Raw genomic sequence first — 14,385 nt, forward strand, 5'->3', positions numbered from 1 at the left:
CTCCTCAACGATGGATATTAGAATTGGGAACGGTTACGACATTCATCAGTTAGCGCCCGATCGCGCTTTGATTTTAGGCGGCGTAAATATTCCCCACGAACTCGGTTTGCTCGGTCACAGCGATGCCGACGTATTGACTCATGCGATGATGGATGCGATGTTAGGCGCGTTGAGTTTGGGCGATATCGGGCATTACTTTCCCCCCAGCGATCCGAAATGGAAGGGAGCCGATAGCATTGAGTTATTGAAGCAGGTTAACGAGTTGGTGCGATCGCGCGGTTGGGAAGTCGGCAATATTGATTCGACTCTCGTCGCCGAACGCCCCAAACTCAAGCCCCATATTGCGGCTATGCGCGATCGCTTAGCCGCAGCGCTGGAGATTGAAAGCGATCGCGTCGGAATTAAAGCCACCACCAACGAAAAATTAGGCCCTGTCGGGCGGGAAGAAGGTATTGCCGCCTATAGCGTCGTTTTACTCGTCGCGCGCCGAGAGAACGTTAAGGGTTAGTGCTAAAGCGTTTCTAAAAAAGCCAGCGGGCGACTCATATTCGCGGCAAAACCGAGAATCCCGCGATCGCGATGTTCGTACAACAGTTTCCCCCCCGCATCGAACCAAAACGTCCCGCCGCGCTGGGTAATATAAGCCATATCGGGGACATACGTTGACCAATGACTCAAAACTTCCGTCATGTTTCGCAAGCGCAGCGTTGCTAGTTCAAAAGGGCGCTGAAACCCTTTTCCGCCTGCGAAGCGAAAGACAGAACCGGAGAGGGGCGGTAGCGGTGCAGTGCGGACGACTTCATTATCGCCGATGAGTTGGGGGGCGGCGCGATCGCCTTTATACCCCCGCAAGACTTCCCGCAGCGTTCCGGGGCTGCCAATTCCGGCGCACATCAACAGCAAATTAAACCCCACCGGAAGAGCGAGCGTAAGTCCGGGGTAAAGTTGCAGTTGGCGGTGCAAACTCGCATCGCGATCGACAAACAAATGTTGCGCCGAAAAACCCGTATAGTTGCAAAATTGTTGTCCAGAGGCGCGATCGCCAATTCCCACTGCGCGAACCGCTATATTTTTAGATTCTAGGACTTCTTTCTCTTTCTCCAGCCACCAAGCATATTCCAGACTGTCGAAATCGCCCAATTGCGGCCAAACCAAAACGAGGAGCGATGAAGCTTTTTCGCAATCTTGTAAAATCGGAAGCATTGCACCATCGCTGACGCGCTGGCGTTGAGTTTGTTGAAAAATTGCGTAAGAATCGAGCATCTTTAAAGAACGCTAAAGCGAGTCAGATAGCTAGATTTTACCGCGACTTCAAACATCCGCGCGCGATCTTCTCCTGCGTTGAGTTGTCCACCACATTGTAATTCCCGTCACCGCCAAAAACAGTAAACCCGCTGCATTGAGAAAGGGATAAATCTTTTCTAAATTCAACGCCCCAAAATGTCCTTTATGCCATTGGATTAACCAATTAAAACCTTCATCGCGATCGAGGATTTCGAGCATTTGATAAAGGCTTCCTGTTGTTAAAGTCAATAAAACTGGCAGTACCATAATCGGCGCGAGACTGCTGTGTAGTCTGCGAAAGTTTGAAATTGTCTTGCTCATCGCGATCTAGGGATAAAGTTTGGTTGAAGGGCAACTTTTTATTGTCTTATCCAATATCCTGGAGATTCGCCCTTAATTTCTATCATATTAATAATCAAGCTTTTTGAGAACCCTCTCTTAATTTATTGTCAAACTTCTAGGTTTAATCTCAACCGATATAAGCTCCAATGTTAGAGCGAAAATAGTGCGCTTAAAAAAACAATCTATTATTAATCTCAATAATGAATGACGCTTAACGATTATTCATTGGAAATAAAATAAAATTCCCTAAACAGAGTCAGAGGTTAGCTGTACTGCGCTCCCCCATTAATGGCTTGTGCGAGATAGGATAAAAGAAAAAGATTGTCATCTTCGCTTTGTCGCAATGATGCCATCTCCCCGTCACTGTCCTGACAAATGAGAGCGCTACGGTAGAGGTATCAGGCAAAGAGATGCTAAAGCAAGAGGAGCAACGACGATGCAATTACACCCAAAACGAGAAGAAGATTCAGATTTTAAAACCCTTCATTTAGAAGAGCGCCCGAAAGCGCCAAATCGCGCTCCAGCAAAACTTGTGGGCGTTTTGTCCTTGCTACTGCTCGGTGCAGGAGTGGGTACGGCGGGAACGTATTTATATCAACAAAAACCGATTGAAAGCGATTCGGCTACGATTCTCGCCCCCTCTAAACCCTTAGCGAGCCTGCCTCCGGCGAGTACAGGCGCAAGCGCCCCGAATTGGATAGCCGATATCGTCAAACAAGTCGGCCCGTCGGTGGTGCGAATCGACTCATCGCGCACGGTAGAAAATCCGGCAGCCGATCTGTTTAATAATAATCCCTTCTTCGGTCGCTTTTTCGGGCCGAATATGCCGCAAATGCCGGATAAGGAGATTCAACGGGGTACGGGTTCGGGATTTATTACAACCTCTGACGGACGTATCCTTACGAATGCTCACGTTGTCGATGGTGCGGATCGGGTAACGGTGACGTTGAAGGACGGGCGCACATTTGAGGGAAAAGTGCTGGGAACCGATAGCGTAACCGATGTGGCGGTGGTGAAAATCGAAGCGACGAATCTGCCGACGGTGAAAACGGGCGATTCTGAGGCGCTGCAACCGGGCGAAGCGGCGATCGCGATCGGCAATCCCTTGGGGTTAGATAATACCGTTACCGCCGGGATTATCAGCGCGACGGGGCGCACGTCCGGACAAATTGGGGTTCCCGACAAGCGCGTGGATTTCATTCAAACCGATGCAGCGATTAACCCCGGAAATTCTGGCGGTCCGCTATTGAACGCGCGCGGCGAAGTGATTGGGATGAATACGGCGATTATCCAAGGCGCGCAGGGACTCGGTTTTGCGATTCCCATCCAAACCGCCCAGCGCATCGCCGAACAGTTGGCGCGATCGGGTAAAGTGGAACACGCTTACCTCGGCGTACAAATGGTGACGCTGAGTCCCGATGTCAAACAGGAAATTAATAGCAATCCGAATAGCGGTTTGAGCGTTCGCGAAGATCGAGGCGTGTTGGTGGTGCGCGTCATGCCCAATTCGCCAGCCGAAAAAGCCGGATTGCGCGCGGGCGATGTCATAGGGAAAGTAGACGGACAAAGCGTCAGCGATGGTAATATCCTCCAGCAAACGGTAGAAAAGGCGCAAGTCGGTCAAACATTGCGTTTTGAAGTGAGTCGTAACGGACAAACGATAAATTTGAACGTTAAAGCGGGGACTTTCCCGAACCAACAGAGTGCGCCACAGAACCGGATGCCGTTGAATCGTTAAATACGGTAAGTTCGACGAAGCCTGAAATTTAGATTGTGTCGTTAACTGAGAGCCTTATCGCTTTCGTAGGCAGTCATAAGATTCGGGTTTCGATCGAACTTCGCGAACTCATCATTCAAAAATTTCCTATCTTCAGAGTATGATGGCCACTGTTGGATGGATAGAAAAGACAGGATGCGAAAGGGACGATACGCCCAAAACGTTATTGCTGTAAGCGCTGCGGCAATTTTAGCAGCGCTTTTGGGATCGGGGTTGTATTTAGTGAAGGAAAGGGGTGGACTGGGGCTACTGAGTCGTCAATTTTTTCCTTCAAAAAACGCATCGCCCGAACCGGGTGTAGATCGGGACTCTCGGGTGTTACCTTTAGTAGCGATCGCTCCAGAACAGCGCAGACCGCAACTCGAGGAGATTGCCGCCTCCCCAGATTCTTCCTACGATCGCAGTCGCGCCCGCTACTTGCTCGCTAGCGATTGGATTGAAGCACTTGAAGGCGGTAATGCCTTGCGCGCCCTCGAAGGACTCGATCGCGAGTATCCCATCCTCGCACCGATGATTCTGCTCAAGCGAGCGCGCGCCTACGAACTGACGAACGATTTGTCGAAATCGCGACAAGTTTTAGAAAAGTTGGTGAAAGAATACCCCGACTCCTTAGTCACTGCCGAAGCGCTCTACAAACTCGGCAAAGGCGATCCCGAAAATCACGAACTCGCTCTGACGAAATTTCCGACGCATCCGATCGCGCATCAAATTGCGATCGAGCGTCTCGATCGCGATCCCAATCAGTTGCCCATGTTACTGTTTCTAGCGCGTAACGCGCCAGAAATCGACAGGATCGGCGAAATTCGCGATCGCCTCGTGCAAAAATTCGGCCCCGAACTCGCTCCCCAAGATTGGGAAGTCATTGCCGACGGTTATTGGGAAGCTCGCGCTTATCGCAACGCTGCCGTTACTTACAGCAAGCTACCCAACTCAGCTAAATCCCTTTATCGCATCGCGCGCGGCAGCCAACTCGTCGGGGATACGACCAAAGCGATCTCCACCTATCAAATCCTCGTTAACGCCTTTCCTCAAGCCGAAGAAACCGGCCGCGCCCTCCTGCATTTAGCCAATTTATCGCCTCAGCCCCAAGCGCTGACTTATCTCAGCAGTGCTGTCGATCGCTTTCCCGATCTCGCTCCGACGGCCCTAAAACGCAAAGCCGACCTCCACGAGAAGCTCAAACAAGGTCAACTCGAAGCTCAAACGCGACAGATCCTGCTCGACAATTACCCCAACTCCGACGAAACGGCGGAATACCGCTGGAAGATAGCCAAACAGCTAGCGAGTGCCGGAAACTACGCTCAAGCGTGGAAGTGGGCGCGCCCCATCGCCGCCAATACTTCCGATAGCGCGATCGCGCCTAAAGCTGCCTTCTGGGTCGGAAAATGGGCCGCCCAACTCAATCGCAGCAAAGACGCGCAATCGGCTTTTGAATACGTTCTTACTAAATATCCGACTTCTTACTATGCTTGGCGCTCGGCTGCAATTTTGGGCTGGGATGTCGGCAATTTTAATACCGTGCGTTCGATGACCCCCGAAGTGGTCAACCCGACGTTTCGACCCGCTCCCCCCGCCGGTTCGGAGATGTTTAAGGAGTTGTATCAACTCGGTCAAAATGGCGACGCGCAGGAACTTTTCCAAGCCGAAGTGGGCAATCGAGAACTCACGGTTCCCGAACGATTTACGAAAGCTCTGTTCGTGCTAGCCCAAGGTCAGTACCAACAAGGGATCGCGCAGATTTTGGATTTAAGGAAGCTCGAAGAACCGCAAGCGAAGGAGGAATGGAAAGCGCTGCGCAAAGATCCGCAATATTGGCAAGCATTGTTCCCTTTCCCTTACGAGCAAGAAATTCTTAAATGGTCCGCCCAGCGCAAAATCAACCCGCTGTTGGTGGTTTCGTTGATGCGGCAAGAATCCCGCTTTCAGAAAGATATTCGCTCTCCAGTTGGTGCGACGGGGTTAATGCAGGTGATGCCCGCGACGGGGCAAGAAGTGGCTAAAAAAATTGGTTTGACGCAGTATTCGCTAACCAACCCTGAAGATAATGTTGCGATCGGTACGGCTTATTTAGATTACACCCACGAGCAATATGCCAACAATTCGTTGATGGCGATCGCGAGTTACAATGCCGGTCCGGGCAACGTCAGTTCTTGGTTACAACGCTTCAATCCTCAAGATCCGGATTCGTTCGTCGAACAGATTCCCTTTGCAGAAACTCAGGGTTACGTCGAATCTGTATTTAGTAACTATTGGAATTACTTGAGGATTTATAATCCCGAGATTGCTGAAAAACTTTCTCTGTAAAAATACCGGTAGCAGTGGGTCGCGAGGTCGTCGCTAGAATAATTCATGAAAATGTTCAGGAATTTTATGGGGATCGCCTTATAATTGATTTGACAACCTACGCCGACGGTTTAGGTTTGCCCCACTCTCTCTCAAAGTTTGACTTTACTGCTTCGCGATAAGCGGGCTGAGTCTTCCCTTTAGGAGTACAGGGATTTCCCTAGGCGGCTAGCTGCCTCAAAAGGGTTTCCTTCGGTAGCGTGAGTTATAAGAATGATTGAGTGTTACCTCAACCTGTCGGTTGGTTTGATAATATCGCGATCGCTAGTCGAACGTAGCCTTATATGAGCTACTGCATCAATCCTCGTTGTCCGAATCCTCGCAATCCGGTCGATATTGATAGCCATTTTTGTCGTCATTGCGGTTCTTGCTTGCTATTATTCGACGGCTATCGCGCCGCCCGAATTATGAGCGACAACAGCGGTTTTGCGATCGTTTACGAAATCTCTGATGGAACGACGCACAAAATACTCAAGGCGCTTAAGCCCGCCCACAACGAGAATAAGAAGGTTGTTGAATTGTTTCGACAAGAGGCCTCACTCCTCAGCCAACTCAGACATCCCGGTATCCCCAAAGTTGAAGCGAATAGTTATTTCCTGTATACCCCACGCGATGGGGGCGAACCCCTCCATTGCTTCGTAATGGAAAAGATCGAAGGGCCTACTTTGAAAGAGTGGATGCACCAACAAGGTAACTTATTGATTAGCGAGCGCCAAGCCCTCCATTGGATCAAGCAATTAGCAGAAATTTTGCAAGTCGTTCACCAACAAAATTTCCTTCATCGCGATCTTAAATTACAGAATATTATGTTGCGCCCTAACGGTCAACTCGTATTGATTGATTTTGGTGCGGCGCGCGAAATAAGCTACAGTTATCTCGCTCGGACGGGAGTCTCCCGTCCAGGGGCAAAGATTAGTTCGGCTGGATATACGCCCCCAGAACAAGCGAAAGGTCACGCCGTTCCTCAGTCCGATTTTTATGCCTTGGGTCGGACTTTTATCTATTTATTGACCGGTCAACAATTTGGTGAAGGTAACGTGCTTTACGATCCCTTAACGGATAAATTAAACTGGAGAAAATACGCGCTCGATATTTCGTCCGAATTTGCCGATTTTCTCGATCGCTTGATGGCATCGAAAGCAAGCGATCGCCCAAAAGATGCAGGAGAAATTATTAAAACAGTTAATCAATTGTTGCAAAGCGCTCGCGATCGCCATCCACCCAATAATGGACGCAGAATTCCCCTCACCGACCTCCATCTGTCACCCGACAGTCCCACGCTAACGCAAGGGACTCAGGACTCATCGAACCGACATTTGACGTTAGCAAGCTTAGCCATAGCTTGGGTCGCTGTTTGGGGACAGCGGGAGTTGGTAAACTTATCGCACCCTCTTTAGCTTAAATCTATTCGGCATCTCCAAAAATTTCCTTGAAACCCTTGATACGCTGTACAAAAATTGGGGTTTCTGGAGATGTCTATTCGGCATCGAGTTGACGAATCACTCGGCAAGGATTGCCAACAGCAACGACATTCGCCGGAATATCTTTAACTACGACACTCCCCGCGCCAATCGTCGTATTATCGCCAATAGTTACGCCGGGGCAGATAACAACATTTCCGCCCAGCCAAACGTTATTACCGATTTTAATCGCGGCGGCGGATTCTTTGCCGGAGAGTCTTTCTTGGGGATTTACCGGGTGCGTTGCGGTATAAATTTGGACATTGGGCCCCAATAAAACATCATCGCCAATTTCAACGCGATTGCAGTCTAAAATGATGCAGTTAAAGTTAAAGTAGACGCGATCGCCGGTAAAAATATTGCTGCCGTAGTCGCATTGACGACTCCCCGTCCTAAAGGAGCGGGGATTCTCGCATCATAGGGAGATTCTAGAAGGGGCATAGACCCCAACCCCGATATCTTTACCCTCAACGAGCGTTGATGCGATCTGCCCGACCGCATTTAATCCTCTTTCTTTCACCACTTGCGCGGCTGCCACGTCTCGATTTGTGGTATAGCCGCAACTATCACAATGATGGACTCTTTGAGCTAGGGTTTTCTTTCCACAATTCGTCCCGCAATTCGGACAGACCTGGCTTGTCTCCCTCGCATCCACTCTGGCAAAATACACACCTCTTTTCCAGCAGACATGACTGAGAATATTCAGGAAAGAACCCCATGCCGCGTCCAGGCAGGCTTTTCTTAAAGCCGAGCGACCGAGCGCTTTCAGATTCAAGTCCTCAGCAAATATCATCCCTACTCCATCGCATAATCGATGAGCCAACTTAAAAAAGAAGTCCTTACGGCAGTTGTGTATCTTTTCATGGAGCAGCCCAATCTGACGCTTAATTCTCAACCAGCGCCTCGAACCCTTAGTCTTGTTCTTCAGTCTTCGTTGCAGCAATTTAAGCTCGCCTTCAAAGCGCTTGAAGAATCGATGACCTTTAATCAGTTCGTTTTCACTGGTAGCAATGAAATCATTGAGTCCCAGATCGATCCCAATAGCGTAGCCATGAGGACTGATAGCCGGAACGTCTACATCGCACCCGATAGAAACCGAGACGTAATAGCCGCTGGCTTTTTTGATAACCCGGATTTGCTTGCAAGTAAAACCGTCGGGGATGTCTCGCGAGTTGTGAAATTTGACCTTACCGATTTTAGGAAGGTCGATCGCATCTTTTCCTACTGCATCCGACTTAATTTGAGGGAATACAAACGACCGCATTACTTTCTTGAAACGCGGAAACCCAAATCCTCTTTCCCACATATTCACGAATGCAGTCTCTACTTGTTTTAGAGTTTGCTGCAAGACTTGAGATTGGGGGACTTTAAGATTTGGGTTGGTTTGCTTTGCCTGAGTCAGAGATTTACATTGACTGGCATAAGTCGGACGTTTTGAGTCAGCGGGGATGATGTATTCAGACCGAAGTTCGCATCGGTCGATTAGGCATTTTCTGGAGTTGACCCAATCCTTTCGCTCTCTCAGTGCAAAGTTATAAACCGAACGACAAACATTTAGCCACTCATCAAGAGTGGCAGACTGTTCTGCTGTTGGGTCTAACTTATATTGGTACGAAAGGATAAGCATCTTACAAAAGAGTCTGATGTTTTATAACGATAGCATAAAAGCCGCCCTGGAAGGGCAGGGCTTTAAACCCAGGTTCTTCAGTAAGTTGGCGATCGCGAGGCAAATACAGTTCGCCCGCCAGCATTTTTTGCTTTTCCGTCTTCATACTCTTTTAGATTTCATCGATCGCGTCGGGATCGACCCCTAACGCTCGTAACTGCTGGGCTAATCGTTCGGCGCGTTGGGATTCGGCTTCGGCGCGTTGAGATTCGATTTCAGCGCGTTGGCGTTCGGCTTCGGCGCGTTGAGATTCGGCTTCAGCGCGTTGGCGTTCGGTTTCAGCGCGTTGAGATTCGATTTCAGCGCGTTCTTTACCCATAAGCAAAAGATTGCCCTCTAAATCCCACCAACGCAACCAAGGTAAGTCAGCTTCCAGATATTCTCCCTGCCAAAGACCGAGTTCGACTCCCAGAGGCGCGATGGGATAATGACCGCGACTGTTGGCAGAGATTAGCTCGAAACGATTTTCAATCAGATGGTAGACTTCAACGCTGGGGCGACGCACTTCATAGATCGCGTAAAAAGCAGGGCGAATTGCTTGTTCGTATACCCAAAATTTACCCGTAAAGGGAGTGCGATCGCGCTCTTCCGAACCGTTACCAGAAACAAACTCGATAACAATCAGCGGGGCGATATGTTCTTGCCAAAGAACGTAGGAACGCCGCAGTTGACCGTTGAGGGTGGGGGGGACGTTGGGAACAAGGAACCAATCGGGGGATTCTGCACCGCGTTCAGGCGGTTCTGGAGGTTGAGCGATTCTCCAGTAAATTCCGGAATCTTGACCGATGCAGTATTGTCCGTCGGGATATTGTTGTTGGAGGTGCGGCAGGATGGAGTCGGTGAGGATGATACTCTGGGGGTGTTCTTGATGGTTCTTCACAAACGTACCGTCGGAGTCGGGAAGCTGGGTATGGTCGGGAAGAGAGGTATAACCGAGTTCGGTTGGGGTGAGGGCGGAAGTCATCGGGGTTAGGCGAGCGGGTTTTTAACGCTTTCTACGAAAAAGGGCATTGCCAAAGCGATGCCCTTCTATCTAGTGTATTCAATTTGAACAAAAATTCAACAAGCCGCAAAATTTAGATGCTATAAATAGGCATCCAAGGCTTCGGCGAGAATTTCGGTCATCGATTTCCCGCGTTCGGTGGCGGCTTTTTTGACGCGCTCGTACATTTCATCGTATACGCCGATGCGATAGCGGATTTTGCGACTTTTGCTAGGACGTTTAGGCTGTTCCTCGCTTCCGGGTTGGTAGGTGCTGGAGAATTGATGCAGGGCCTCGAAACCGACGCGATCGCAAAATTCCCCAAATGTCTCTCCCGTTTTCTTGTCCTGTTTGAAGTAAACCAACAAAGGTTCGAGAAAACTTTCTAAGTTACTGATGTGAAGTTTTTCGACGAAGGGACGCGCGAGGCGGGTTTGGTCGGCGCTTCCGCCCAACCACATTTGATAAGTATCCGGCCCGTTACCGACAAATCCCAATTCTGCCATGTAGGGGCGCGCGCAACCGTTGGGGCAACCCGTCATGCGAATGACGAATTGTTCTGCTCCGAGTCCGAGTTGGTCGAGTTGGGCGCGGATGCGAGCGATGATTCCGGGGATGGCGCGCTCGGATTCGGCGGTGGCGAGTCCGCAGGTGGGCAGGGCGGGGCAAGCCATTGCGTAGCGCTGGAGGGGGTCGATCGCGTCGGGATTGGTGACAATGCCGTTGCGATCGCAGATTTCCTGAATCTTACCCTTCAGTTCCGGCTCGATTTCGTAGAGAATAATATCCTGGTTAGGGGTGAGGCGGATCGGGATTTGGAACTGCTCGACGATTTCCCGTAGCGCTGTTCTCAAGCGGAAATTTCCTTCATCTTTCACCCGACCGTTTTCAACGGATATCCCTAAAAACAGTTTGCCGTCGCCCTGTTCGTTCCAGCCCAAATAATCCCGGTATTTCCACGGCGGTAATTCTCGGTAGGACTCCAAGGGTTTCCCAAAATATTCGGTAACTTTAGTACGGAATTGCTCGACTCCCCAATCGTGGAGCAAATACTTCATTCTGGCATGGCGGCGGTTAACGCGATCGCCGTAATCCCGCTGCGTGGCGACAATCGCTTTCACTAAATCGAAAACGTCTTCTTTACCCACATAGCAAATTTCGTCAGCCATGCGCGCGAATGTTTCTTCTTTGTTATGCGTGCGGCCTAAACCGCCGCCCGCTAAGACGTTGAATCCTTGCAGTTCGCCGTTTTCGTCGGTCAGCACCACTAAGGTTACATCCTGCGTGTAGAGGTCGATGGAGTTTTCGCCCGGAATGGTGACGCAGCACTTGAATTTGCGGGGCATATAGTGCGCGCCGTAAATTGGTTCTTCGCCTTCATGAACAATTGTGCCGTTACCATTGCGCTGTCGCGCTGCCTTCACTTCCGGTGCTTCTTCGCCGCTGATAACTTTTTCGCCGTCTAACCAAATTTCGTAGTACGCGCCGGTTTGGGGAGTGAGGAGGTCGGCAACCTTTTCTGCGTATTCCCACGCATACTGATAGTCAGCGCGATTTTTGTAGGGCGCGGCGGGGGCCATTACGTTGCGGTTGAGGTCGCCGCAAGCACCGAGGGTTGACCCCATGCTGTTGACAATGGCACTAATGGAAGCCTTGAGATTCTTTTTCAGGATGCCGTGGATTTGAAAGCCTTGGCGGGTGGTGGCGCGCAACGTCTGGTTGCCGTATTCTTCGGAGAGGCGATCGAGGGTGAGGTACAGTTGAGGGGGGACAAACCCGCCGGGATTGCGGGTACGCAGCATCATTTGGTAATCTTTTTCCTGCCCCTTGACTCGATTATCGCGGTTATCTTGTTGGTAGGAACCGTGATATTTCAGGATTTGAATCGCATTCTCGCTGAAATGGGTGGTATCTTCGAGGAGTTCGGTCGCGAGGGGTTCGCGCAGGTAGTTACTGCGTTCTTTGAGAGCCTCGATTTTGGACAGTTGGCGTTCTTGGGGAGAAATAGGGGTATTAACCATTGATGTTACATATAAGGATTAGCATTGGCTGAATTCCCGGTAAGTCTATCGAGATTGGTGGGAATTGCGATCGCTAACTATAATCCTAGTCTGTTTTCGAGACGCGCGATCGCGCCTGCCTTTGTTAAGAATCCTTAAGAGCGATCGTTCGCTCCTTCAAACGCAGCAATCGCCAATCAATCTGCCCTACATTCCTCGGAGCGAGCGTTCGAGCCATCAGTATCCCTCGCTCCGATACCCAACCGGGTTAGTACGAGGCCTTACACTCACCGCAAAATCCGCAAAGAAGTAATTCGTAACGGTGAAGGAGAGAGCGCTACTATAAAGAAGTTTATCAATTAACTCACTTTTCTGTTGCGATTGCCGAACTCTTGTATTCAGGAAAAAGACAATGCCCCCCACAGAACTGATTTATCTTGCCGGAGCATTTTTACTCCTGATTAGTATTTTCTCAAGTCAACTCGCTAATAAGTTTGGGATACCCGCCCTCCTCTTTTTTCTCTTGACGGGCTGGCTGATGGGACAAGTTGGCGGCTTTCATATAGATAGCCCGATAATTGCAAGATTAGTGGGCGATTTTGCCCTTAGTTTTATTCTCTTTACTGCCGGTCTCGATACGCAGTGGAAGGAAATTAGACCCGTTCTCTGGAATGGGTTAAAACTTTCCACAATTGGTGTTTTCATGACCATGCTGCTGCTCGGCATTTTTGCTTGGCTGATGCTTGACTCGTTTAGCTCTTTTTCAATTGGTGTTAAAGGAATTTCGTTTTCAGAAGCCTTACTGCTAGCGGCTATTGTTTCTTCAACAGATGCTGCTGCGGTCTTTTCAGTCTTGCGCTCCAGCCAGATCGAACTCAAGGGGAATATTAAACCGCTTTTAGAACTGGAATCAAGCAGTAATGACCCGATGGCAGTTCTGCTAACGACTACTATTCTCAATTTATTAATTGGGGAAAATGTTTCGGTTGTTCGGAGTATATTTTTTCTAATTCTTCAGTTAATCGTAGGAATAGCAGTAGGATTTCTAGCCGGTAAAGGTTCGATTTTACTTCTCAATCGTTTGCGTTTAAATGCGCTGGGTCTATACGCGGTTGCTTCTATCGCTCTTGTCCTGCTAACTTATAGTACGAGTACATTTTTAAAGGGAAATGGTTTCTTGGCGGTCTATATTGCAGGAATTGTTCTGGGAAATCATCGCCTCAAGCATCAAGATTATCTGTACGGTTTTCATGACGGTTTTGCTTGGTTAATGCAAATTATCATGTTTCTATCTCTGGGAATGCTAGCAGTTCCCTTTCAGGCTCAACTCTCTACTCTAGCGGGGGTAGCGATCTCGATTGGTTTATTTATGATGTTTGTCGCTCGTCCTCTCGGCGTTTTTATTAGCCTTTTAGGAACAAAGATGACTTTCTCAGAAAAACTTCTCATTGCTTGGGTGGGTTTGCGAGGATCGGTTCCGATTGTCCTCGCAACCTTTCCTCTATCTGTAGGAATCGAGCAAGCTGGAGAAATCTTTGTAGTTGTCAGTTTTATCGTGGTTATGTCTGTCTTTATCCAGGGGTTATCTTTACCCGTGATTGCTCGGCGACTCGGGTTAGTTGTCAATTAACAGAAAGGCGTTATGTCTCTATTCAAAAGATACTGTATTTGGCAGCAATTAATGGTAGCAGTATTTTTAATCGGGTTAATCTCCTGCTCTAATGGCACTTTTAACGGCAGTGAAAGACAGCAACAAAATCGAATAGACCAGCTTCAAAGCATCCCATTAAATTCTCAAAAAATTGTGAGAGGTCAGACGGTATATGTGCCGATCTATTCTCATATCTACTACTACAATAGACAAGAGCATACCCTGAATTTATCTGCTACCCTCAGTATTCGCAATACCGATCTGACAAATTCAATTATTATTACTGCTGTACGTTACTACGACACGAACGGTCAACTGCTCGAGCAGTTTATTAAAAATCCCGTGGAACTTAAGCCCCTCGCATCCACAGACGTTTTTATCGGAGAAAATGATGTGACGGGAGGTTTAGGAGCCAACTTTATTGTTGAATGGGCGGCAGAGAAACAAGTTTACGAACCCGTCATTGAAGCTGTTATGATTAGCACGGCTTCTGCCCAAGGAATTTCCTTTGTTAGTCCCGGTCGAGTTCTCCAGGAATATAGTCAAAAAAATTGAATTTATAGCGCTACTTGAAATGTGAATGTCCGTTTATATAGCGTTTTTCTTTTGTGTGAGGTACAGATACAAAAATGAAATCGGTAGGGGCGCGGATTTCGAGGTCGCCTCGAAATTAAACGCCGCCCCGTAGGGGCGAATGGTATTCGCCCGCTGGGTGTACCTCATTCATGTGAAAACTGCTATAAATGCACCAAAGTCTTAGCTGGTGGGCATTGCCCACCCTACTACATTGACAAGCTTAAAACCGTGGGTAAAGATGATGGAGTTTAACCCGAGCATCTTCCGTTGTAAATTGCCATTTTACCACGGATTTCTCCCGATT

General features: G+C 49.0%; 13 protein-coding genes. 6 read left to right on the plus strand and 7 right to left on the minus strand.

The window, feature by feature from the left end; all coding sequences use genetic code 11:
* Positions 1-10: 10 nt before the first annotated feature.
* Positions 11-508 (plus strand): 2-C-methyl-D-erythritol 2,4-cyclodiphosphate synthase, encoded by a 498-nt coding sequence (gene ispF / locus H6G50_RS08055; protein WP_190715003.1) that lies wholly within the window; start codon positions 11-13, stop codon positions 506-508.
* Positions 509-510: 2 nt separating this feature from the next.
* Here ispF and H6G50_RS08060 read toward each other — a convergent pair whose 3' ends face one another.
* Positions 511-1,263 (minus strand): peroxiredoxin-like family protein, encoded by a 753-nt coding sequence (locus tag H6G50_RS08060; RefSeq protein ID WP_190715005.1) that lies wholly within the window; start codon positions 1,261-1,263, stop codon positions 511-513.
* Positions 1,264-1,311: 48 nt separating this feature from the next.
* Positions 1,312-1,605: a PepSY domain-containing protein gene (locus tag H6G50_RS08065; RefSeq protein WP_190715007.1), complete on the minus strand. Its 294-nt coding sequence runs from the start codon at positions 1,603-1,605 to the stop codon at positions 1,312-1,314.
* 457 nt (positions 1,606-2,062) lie between these two features.
* On the opposite strand from H6G50_RS08065, the gene H6G50_RS08070 reads away from it, so the two are divergent.
* The 3 genes from H6G50_RS08070 (at position 2,063) to H6G50_RS08080 (ending at position 7,143) form a co-directional block, all read left to right on the plus strand.
* Complete coding sequence (locus tag H6G50_RS08070; protein WP_190715009.1) at positions 2,063-3,364, plus strand: HhoA/HhoB/HtrA family serine endopeptidase; 1,302 nt, start codon at positions 2,063-2,065, stop codon at positions 3,362-3,364.
* Positions 3,365-3,538: 174 nt separating this feature from the next.
* Positions 3,539-5,707, plus strand: a complete 2,169-nt coding sequence (locus tag H6G50_RS08075; protein WP_190715011.1) for a transglycosylase SLT domain-containing protein — start codon at positions 3,539-3,541, stop codon at positions 5,705-5,707.
* A 323-nt stretch (positions 5,708-6,030) separates the two neighbouring features.
* The gene (locus tag H6G50_RS08080) at positions 6,031-7,143 is read left to right on the plus strand and encodes a serine/threonine-protein kinase (protein WP_190715013.1); all 1,113 of its coding nucleotides are present in this window, start codon (positions 6,031-6,033) and stop codon (positions 7,141-7,143) included.
* 79 nt (positions 7,144-7,222) lie between these two features.
* Here H6G50_RS08080 and H6G50_RS08085 read toward each other — a convergent pair whose 3' ends face one another.
* The 5 genes from H6G50_RS08085 to sir form a co-directional block, all read right to left on the minus strand.
* The gene (locus tag H6G50_RS08085) at positions 7,223-7,480 is read right to left on the minus strand and encodes a DapH/DapD/GlmU-related protein (RefSeq protein ID WP_199302752.1); all 258 of its coding nucleotides are present in this window, start codon (positions 7,478-7,480) and stop codon (positions 7,223-7,225) included.
* 141 nt (positions 7,481-7,621) lie between these two features.
* Positions 7,622-8,833, minus strand: coding sequence for an RNA-guided endonuclease TnpB family protein (locus H6G50_RS08090; protein WP_190715015.1), 1,212 nt, complete (start codon positions 8,831-8,833; stop codon positions 7,622-7,624).
* A gap of 1 nt (position 8,834) precedes the next feature.
* The gene (locus tag H6G50_RS08095) at positions 8,835-8,978 is read right to left on the minus strand and encodes a hypothetical protein (protein ID WP_190715017.1); all 144 of its coding nucleotides are present in this window, start codon (positions 8,976-8,978) and stop codon (positions 8,835-8,837) included.
* A gap of 6 nt (positions 8,979-8,984) precedes the next feature.
* A complete protein-coding gene (locus H6G50_RS08100) occupies positions 8,985-9,836 on the minus strand; it encodes a Uma2 family endonuclease (protein WP_190715019.1) in 852 nt (283 codons plus the stop codon).
* Between the two features lie 119 nt (positions 9,837-9,955).
* Entirely contained in the window at positions 9,956-11,875 is a 1,920-nt protein-coding gene (gene sir / locus H6G50_RS08105) for a sulfite reductase, ferredoxin dependent (protein WP_190715021.1), read from the minus strand.
* Between the two features lie 391 nt (positions 11,876-12,266).
* Here sir and H6G50_RS08110 point away from each other — a divergent pair, with 391 nt between their 5' ends.
* Positions 12,267-13,484 carry a potassium/proton antiporter gene (locus H6G50_RS08110; RefSeq protein WP_190715023.1) on the plus strand — a complete coding sequence of 406 codons (1,218 nt, stop codon included), beginning with the start codon at positions 12,267-12,269 and terminating at the stop codon, positions 13,482-13,484.
* Positions 13,485-13,496: 12 nt separating this feature from the next.
* A complete protein-coding gene (locus tag H6G50_RS08115; protein WP_190715025.1) occupies positions 13,497-14,060 on the plus strand; it encodes a DUF3124 domain-containing protein in 564 nt (187 codons plus the stop codon).
* Positions 14,061-14,385 lie beyond the last annotated feature (325 nt).

Source organism: Oscillatoria sp. FACHB-1406 (assembly GCF_014698145.1).
Lineage (GTDB): Bacteria > Cyanobacteriota > Cyanobacteriia > Cyanobacteriales > Spirulinaceae > FACHB-1406.

Bases quoted from the DNA above. Each gene is read 5' to 3' on its own strand.
- H6G50_RS08110 (WP_190715023.1), top strand. From the start codon at position 12,267: ATGCCCCCCACAGAACTGATTTATCTTGCCGGAGCATTTTTACTCCTG.
- H6G50_RS08095 (WP_190715017.1), bottom strand. From the start codon at position 8,978: ATGAAGACGGAAAAGCAAAAAATGCTGGCGGGCGAACTGTATTTGCCT.
- H6G50_RS08065 (WP_190715007.1), bottom strand. From the start codon at position 1,605: ATGAGCAAGACAATTTCAAACTTTCGCAGACTACACAGCAGTCTCGCG.
- ispF (WP_190715003.1), top strand. From the start codon at position 11: ATGGATATTAGAATTGGGAACGGTTACGACATTCATCAGTTAGCGCCC.
- sir (WP_190715021.1), bottom strand. From the start codon at position 11,875: ATGGTTAATACCCCTATTTCTCCCCAAGAACGCCAACTGTCCAAAATC.
- H6G50_RS08115 (WP_190715025.1), top strand. From the start codon at position 13,497: ATGTCTCTATTCAAAAGATACTGTATTTGGCAGCAATTAATGGTAGCA.
- H6G50_RS08090 (WP_190715015.1), bottom strand. From the start codon at position 8,833: ATGCTTATCCTTTCGTACCAATATAAGTTAGACCCAACAGCAGAACAG.
- H6G50_RS08070 (WP_190715009.1), top strand. From the start codon at position 2,063: ATGCAATTACACCCAAAACGAGAAGAAGATTCAGATTTTAAAACCCTT.
- H6G50_RS08075 (WP_190715011.1), top strand. From the start codon at position 3,539: ATGCGAAAGGGACGATACGCCCAAAACGTTATTGCTGTAAGCGCTGCG.
- H6G50_RS08080 (WP_190715013.1), top strand. From the start codon at position 6,031: ATGAGCTACTGCATCAATCCTCGTTGTCCGAATCCTCGCAATCCGGTC.
- H6G50_RS08100 (WP_190715019.1), bottom strand. From the start codon at position 9,836: ATGACTTCCGCCCTCACCCCAACCGAACTCGGTTATACCTCTCTTCCC.
- H6G50_RS08060 (WP_190715005.1), bottom strand. From the start codon at position 1,263: ATGCTCGATTCTTACGCAATTTTTCAACAAACTCAACGCCAGCGCGTC.